At 64.2% G+C, this 5,923-nt stretch carries 7 protein-coding genes and 1 pseudogene; 6 read left to right on the forward strand and 2 right to left on the reverse strand.

Annotated features, from left to right (window positions below; genetic code table 11):
* Positions 1-330: uracil-DNA glycosylase family protein (locus QZ281_RS04665; RefSeq protein ID WP_292225285.1), on the reverse strand; the 330-nt coding region annotated here is incomplete at its 3' end.
* Complete coding sequence (locus QZ281_RS04670) at positions 327-869, reverse strand: NYN domain-containing protein (RefSeq protein WP_292225287.1); 543 nt, start codon at positions 867-869, stop codon at positions 327-329. The genes QZ281_RS04670 and QZ281_RS04665, both read right to left, overlap by 4 nt.
* Between QZ281_RS04670 and folK the strand changes: the two genes are divergently transcribed.
* The 6 genes and pseudogenes from folK to QZ281_RS04700 all read left to right on the forward strand — a co-directional run.
* Entirely contained in the window at positions 868-1,470 is a 603-nt protein-coding gene (gene folK / locus QZ281_RS04675) for a 2-amino-4-hydroxy-6-hydroxymethyldihydropteridine diphosphokinase (RefSeq protein ID WP_292225289.1), read from the forward strand. The genes QZ281_RS04670 and folK overlap by 2 nt on opposite strands.
* A gap of 89 nt (positions 1,471-1,559) precedes the next feature.
* Complete coding sequence (gene rpoZ, locus QZ281_RS04680) at positions 1,560-1,919, forward strand: DNA-directed RNA polymerase subunit omega (protein WP_201100924.1); 360 nt, start codon at positions 1,560-1,562, stop codon at positions 1,917-1,919.
* 149 nt (positions 1,920-2,068) lie between these two features.
* The gene (locus QZ281_RS04685) at positions 2,069-4,207 is read left to right on the forward strand and encodes a bifunctional (p)ppGpp synthetase/guanosine-3',5'-bis(diphosphate) 3'-pyrophosphohydrolase (RefSeq protein WP_292225292.1); all 2,139 of its coding nucleotides are present in this window, start codon (positions 2,069-2,071) and stop codon (positions 4,205-4,207) included.
* Positions 4,207-4,965 (forward strand): TIGR00730 family Rossman fold protein, encoded by a 759-nt coding sequence (locus QZ281_RS04690; protein WP_292225294.1) that lies wholly within the window; start codon positions 4,207-4,209, stop codon positions 4,963-4,965. Before QZ281_RS04685 ends, QZ281_RS04690 begins: the two co-directional genes overlap by 1 nt.
* A gap of 52 nt (positions 4,966-5,017) precedes the next feature.
* Complete coding sequence (gene pyrE / locus QZ281_RS04695; RefSeq protein WP_292225297.1) at positions 5,018-5,602, forward strand: orotate phosphoribosyltransferase; 585 nt, start codon at positions 5,018-5,020, stop codon at positions 5,600-5,602.
* A 15-nt stretch (positions 5,603-5,617) separates the two neighbouring features.
* Positions 5,618-5,923: pseudogene (locus tag QZ281_RS04700) on the forward strand (pyridoxine 5'-phosphate synthase); the annotation flags it as partial.

The following is a 5,923-nucleotide window of genomic DNA, read 5'->3' on the forward strand; positions in this document are numbered from 1 at the left end:
GGCGCAGCGGACCGCATTGGTGATCATGCAGTCCGTCAGCGTCAGGTCGTCATGACCGTCCGGGTCATAGGTCCCGTGCGCGAAGCCGGTCTTCTTCAGCGTGTCGTACAACAGCCAGCCTGCGTGATCGCCTGTGAAGGGGCGGCCTGTGCGGTTGGCGCCGGTGCGGCCCGGCGCCAGACCTGCGATCAGCAGCCGTGCGTTTGGATCGCCGAATGACGGGGCAGGGCCGTTCCACCAATCGGGATCCTTGCGCGCATTCTCATGGCGATATTCAACCAGACGCGGGCACAGCGGGCAGTCGCGCGCGGGCTCCGGCGTCAGGCTCATTGCCCGCCGCCGCTCTTGGGCCGCCCGAAATCGCCCATCAGATCGTTCAGGTCCAGGAAGGCGTCAGCCTGACGACGCAGTTCGTCAGCGATGTGGGGCGGCTGGGTCTTCTGCGTCGAGATGACCGTGACGCGCACGCCCTTGGCCTGGATCGACTGAACGGCGCGACGGAAATCACCATCGCCCGAGAACAGGACGATATGATCCAGCGCAGGCGCCAGTTCCATCATGTCCACCGCGATTTCGATGTCCATATTGCCCTTGATGCGGCTGTGGCCCTGACCGTCGGTGAAGCGTTTCACCGGCTTGGTCACGACCGAGAAGCCATTGTAGTCAAGCCAGTCCACCAGAGGCTTCACCGGCGAGAATTCCTCGCCCTCGACAATGGCGGTGTAGTAATAGGCGCGCGTCAGGATGGACTTGGCGCGGAACCAGTCCAGCATCCGCTTGAAGTCCAGATCGTGCTGCAGGGCGCGGGCGGCGGAGTAGAGGTTCGAGCCGTCGATGAAGATCGCCAGCCGGTCGGTGGAATGAAACATGGTCGAAGCCGTCAATAGGAATGAAGAAAATGGTGTCCGCGCCGACGCTCGGATCGACGTGGGAATCGATGAGTCGCTGAACCTGGATGACGCAGTCATCGTGGCGCTGGGCTGCAATGACAAGGGGGTCTGGCCGTCAAATGAAGCTGTGCTGGAAGCTTCACTGGCGAGATTCCGCAGCGAAGGCATTGACGTGGTCGCGCGGTCGTCGTGGTGGCGGTCGCAGGCCTGGCCTGATCCGCACGACCCGCCGTTTCTGAACGGCGTGGTGATTGTCCGCACGGCACACGACCCTCATGCGCTTATGGCGACGCTGGGGCGGATCGAAGATGCTTTCGGGCGGCAGCGGTCAACACGTAATGCGCCGCGGACTCTGGATCTGGACCTGATCGCCTATGGACGGTTGAGCGGCGATCTGGAGGGACTGATCCTGCCGCATCCGCGCGCAGCGGACCGTCTGTTCGTCATGGGACCGATTGCTGAGATCGCACACGGCTGGGTGCATCCGGTCAATGGACAGGCGGCGGCTGATCTGGCGCAAACTGCGTCGGTGGGGCGGGATGCGCGCCCCGTTCGTGATGAGCGTAGAGCTGTCGATTGAAGTCGCGCCCAACTTCCGCCCCTCTGGCGTTGCAAAACATAGCCCCTATCTGTATTTGACGCGGTTCTCCCCCGCGTTCGAGGAATTTCATGGCCCGCGTCACCGTCGAAGACTGCATCGAGAAGGTTCCGAACCGCTTTGGTCTGGTTCTGCTGGCCGGTCACCGCGCCCGCAGCATCGCCAATGGCGCCGCACTGACCATCGACCGCGACAACGACAAGAACCCGGTCGTCGCCCTGCGCGAAATCGCAGACGACACTGTCGTTCCGACCGAACTGCGCGAGACCATCATCACTACGCTGCAACGCGTTGATGAGCGCACGGAAGCCGAGGACGAGGCCGAAGTCGTCGCCCTGCTGGCCGAACCCCAGCACATGAACATGGCCGAGGCCGAACTGATCCGCGCGCTGCAAAGCGACCGCGACGGCGGTCAGGAGGAGCGCTACTGACGCAAGAGGCATCCTCAGGCGTCACTATCCTGCCGGCGCGGACCGAGACGGTTCCGCCGGCGCACCAAGGTGCGAACAAAAGCGAATCAAAGACCGCTGGCGAGGAAACCCCGGCGGTCAAACGCGCACCGATCCTGCGCCAGTTCGAGTTGATTGAGGCCGTAAAGGCCTATGACCCCACCGCTGACGAAGCGCTGCTGAACCGCGCCTATGTCTATGCGATGAAGATGCATGGCTCGCAGTTGCGGGCCTCGGGCGATCCGTATTTCGCCCACCCGATCCAGGTCGCGGGCATACTGACCGACTACAAGCTCGACACCGCCACCATCGTCACGGCGCTTCTGCATGACGTGGTCGAGGACACCTCCGCCACCCGCGACGACATCGCAGAGATGTTCGGCGAAGAGATCGCCGTGCTGGTCGAAGGCGTGACCAAGCTGTCGCGGCTGGAGCTTCAGGCCGAGCACACACGTCAGGCCGAGAACCTGCGCAAATTCATCCTGGCCATCAGCCGCGACGTGCGGGTGCTGCTGGTCAAGCTGGCCGACCGCCTGCACAACATGCGCACGCTTCAGTATGTGAAGCCGGAGAAGCGCGAGCGGATCAGCCGAGAAACGCTGGAAGTCTATGCGCCGCTGGGTCGCTCCATCGGCATCCACTCGATTGCGTCCGAGCTGGAAGAACTGGCCTTCACCCATCTTAACCCCACTGCCAAGACCGCCATCGAGCGGCGGCTGGAGGCGCTGAAGCTGGAGCATGGCCAGGCCATCGAAGGCGTGGCGGGCGAGGTCGAACGCGTTCTGTCGGAGGCAGGCGTCAAGGCGCGGGTGTTCGGACGCCAGAAGACACCCTATTCGATCTGGCGGAAACTACAGCGCAAGTCGGTCGGGTTTTCGTCCCTGTCGGACATCTACGGCTTCCGGGTCATCGTTGACGCTGAAGACGACTGTTACCGCGCCATGGGGGTGATTCACCGCGAATGGCCGATGGTGCCGGAGCGGTTCAAGGACTTCATCTCGACGCCGAAGTCGAACAACTATCGCTCGCTGCACACCACGGTCGTGGGCCCCCGCGGCCTTCGGATCGAAATGCAGATTCGCACCGAGTCGATGGACCGGGTCGCCGAGGACGGGGTTGCCGCCCACTGGCGCTACAAGAACCAGTCCTATGGCTTTGACCGGGAAGCGATGGAGAAGGGCGGGGGACGCGATCCGCTGCAGAACCTGCGCCATCTGGTTCAGGTCATCGAGCACGGCGAGGGCGGCGAAGACTGGGTCGAACACGCCAAGCTGGAGATGTACCTGGATCAGGTCTTCGTCTTCACGCCCAAGGGCAAGCTGGTGACCCTGCCGCGCGGCGGGATGCCGCTGGACTTCGCCTATGCGGTTCACACCGAGGTCGGGGACACGGCGGTCGGCGTCAAGGTGAACGGCGAACTGAAGCCTATGCGCACCTCGCTGCAGAACGGCGACGTGGTCGAGATCATTCGCGGCGCCAAGCGGGAAGTGCCGGCCGACTGGCGCAGCCTGACCGTCACGGGCCGTGCGCGTTCGGCCATCCGCCGTCACATCCGAACCTCTGAGCGTGACGAGTTCGTCAAACTGGGCCGCGTCGCCCTGCAACAGACGCTGAGCCGGGTCGAGAAGACACTGGCCGAGGTGTCGTTGAAGCCGGTTCTGGAGAACCAGGCGCTGGCTTCGGAAGATGATCTGTTCGAAGAACTGGGGCGTGGGCGACTGTCGCCCAGTTCGGTGGCTGAGACCCTGTTCCCCTCGCTGAAGGGACGGTTGATGGCTGGGCCGGAGAAGCAGCGGATCGAAGGCGGAACGGCGCGGCTGTTCGTGCGCGGCGGCGGACTGACACCGGGCGTAACGGTGCATTTCGGCCAGTGCTGCACCCCCGTTCCTGGCGACCGGATCGTCGGCATTCTGGAGCCCGAGAAGGGGCTGACGGTTCACACCATCGACTGTCAGACCCTGGCCGACTTCGCCGATGATGATTCCGTCTGGCACGATCTGCAATGGACGCCACAGGCCGAGACGGACGCCGTTGCTGCGGCCCGCATCCGCGCAACCATCCGCAATGCGCCGGGCGTGCTGGGGCAGGTGACGACCCTGATCGGCGAAGCGGGCGGAAACATCATCAACCTGTCGATGGCGCACCGCCAGCAGGACTTCTTCGACGTCGACGTGGACGTCGAGGTCGAGGACGCCAAGCACGCCACCATGATCATGGCGGCGCTGCGGGCCAATCCATCCGTTGATTCAGTAGACCGCGCACGGGGCTAATGACGCAAGATTTGACGCCGAACACCGCCCAGATGGCGTCGCCATCCTATCGCATGGCCGCTGTTGATCAGGATTTCGTACTGAGCGATTCCATGCGCGGCGTGCGCTTCCTGATGGAATACGCCAAGGCTGAGGAAGCCCTGCGGGCCTGGGGCGTACGTTCGACCATCGTGGTGTTCGGCAGCGCGCGCATCCGCGAGGACCAGCCATGGTATCAGACGGCGCGGGCCTTTGGGCGTCTGGCGTCCGAACGCGGCGGCGCCCTGCGCGGCAATGTTGGCGAACCACGCGACAATGTCATCGCCACCGGCGGCGGACCGGGCATTATGGAGGCCGCCAATCGCGGCGCGACCGACATCGGTGCGCCCTCAGTCGGTTTCAACGTCACCCTGCCGCACGAGCAGGAGCCGAACGCCTATTCGACGCCGGAACTGACCTTCCTGTTCCACTATTTCGCGATGCGGAAGATGCATCTGGCGATGCGGGCCAATGCTCTGGTGGTCTTCCCGGGCGGCTTCGGCACTTTCGATGAGTTGTTCGAAATCCTGACCCTGCGCCAGACCAGCAAGGCGCCGCCCGTGCCGATCGTGCTGGTGGACAAGGCCTACTGGACCTCGGTCATCGGTTTCGAGGCCCTGGTCGAGCACGGAATGATCGCGCGCAAGGACTTGGACCTGATCGGTTTCGCCGAGGACGCCGAAGGCATCTGGGCTGAACTGCTGTCACGCGGCCTGCGTCCACACGAAAACATCGAGTAGGCCGTCGCTAGAGGGTTCATTCGCACGACGTCAGGGGGTATGGACGGCGCTCATGAACACTGAAGACGTACTCAACGAGTTCCGCGACGCTGGCGCCCTGCGCGAAGGTCATTTCGTCCTGTCCTCCGGCCTGCACAGCCCGGTCTTCCTGCAGAAGAATCTGGTCTTCATGGATGGCGCCCGCTGCGCGCGTCTGTGCAAGGCGCTGGCGGACAAGATCGTCGCCACAGTCGGGCCGGTGGACGCCGCCATTTCGCCCGCCGTCGGGGGCATCATCCCCGGATATGAGACCGCCAAACACCTGAACGTCCGTTCGATGTACGTCGAGCGCGAGGGCGGCGAGTTCAAGCTGCGTCGTGGTTTCTCGGTCGAACCGGGCGAGAAGATCGTCATGGTCGAGGACATCGTCACCACGGGTCTGTCGTCGCGCGAATGCATCTCCGCCATTCAGGCCGCAGGCGGTGAAGTCGTCGCCGCCGCCTGTATCGTCGACCGTTCGGGCGGCAAGGTGGATGTCGGCGTGCCGTTGATCGCCCTGGCGTCGCTGGAAGTACCGGCCTATCCGGCCGACGCTCTGCCGCCGGAACTGGCGGCCCTTCCGGTTGAAGATCCGGGCAGCCGTCGGCTGTCCAAGTAGAAAGGGACTATCGGGATGAAGCGTGAGCGGGTTCGTCTGGGCGTCAACATCGACCACGTCGCAACCGTGCGAAATGCGCGCGGCGGCATTCATCCCGATCCCGCCCGTGCGGCGGAGGCGGCGCTGGCCGCAGGCGCGGACGGCATCACCGCCCACCTGCGCGAAGACCGCCGCCACATCACCGACGCCGACATCGACGTGCTGAGCGCCCTGTGCGCACGGGCCGGAAAGCCGTTGAACTTTGAGATGGCGGTGACGGATGAGATGCTGGCCATCGCCCTGCGCCACCGTCCGCACGCCGCCTGTCTGGTGCCGGAACGC

The organism is Brevundimonas sp., from assembly GCF_018608325.1.
Classification (GTDB): Bacteria; Pseudomonadota; Alphaproteobacteria; order Caulobacterales; family Caulobacteraceae; genus Brevundimonas.

Bases quoted from the DNA above. Each gene is read 5' to 3' on its own strand.
- folK (WP_292225289.1), top strand. From the start codon at position 868: ATGGTCGAAGCCGTCAATAGGAATGAAGAAAATGGTGTCCGCGCCGAC.
- QZ281_RS04670 (WP_292225287.1), bottom strand. From the start codon at position 869: ATGTTTCATTCCACCGACCGGCTGGCGATCTTCATCGACGGCTCGAAC.
- rpoZ (WP_201100924.1), top strand. From the start codon at position 1,560: ATGGCCCGCGTCACCGTCGAAGACTGCATCGAGAAGGTTCCGAACCGC.
- QZ281_RS04690 (WP_292225294.1), top strand. From the start codon at position 4,207: ATGACGCAAGATTTGACGCCGAACACCGCCCAGATGGCGTCGCCATCC.
- pyrE (WP_292225297.1), top strand. From the start codon at position 5,018: ATGAACACTGAAGACGTACTCAACGAGTTCCGCGACGCTGGCGCCCTG.